1 pseudogene is annotated in these 249 nt (G+C 69.1%); it reads left to right on the top strand.

The features are described 5' to 3' along the window. Positions 1 to 36: 36 nt before the first annotated feature. Positions 37 to 249, top strand: a pseudogene (locus HWD99_RS18830) (hypothetical protein); the annotation flags it as partial.

The raw sequence follows: 249 nt of genomic DNA on the forward strand, positions 1-249 counted from the left end.
CCTCGCTTCCGAGTTCTCTTTAACATACTGGCCCATGTGCGGCCGACCGCCGACTGGCTGGCCTTCATCGCCGTACTGGCCGAGGACCCCGTGCGACTGCGGGTGCTGGATGCGCCGGCGCGCTACCAGCCGGAGATCGTCAGTTTCATCGATGCGCCGGGGACCGACGCGGCGGGGGAGGCGCATTTCCTGCTGGAGCATCCGGGCGGCGCCGCCTTCTACACGGCCTATCGCCCGCAGGCCTTGCCC

This window comes from Microbacterium sp. C5A9, assembly GCF_022627955.1.
In the GTDB taxonomy this organism is placed as follows: domain Bacteria; phylum Actinomycetota; class Actinomycetes; order Actinomycetales; family Microbacteriaceae; genus Microbacterium.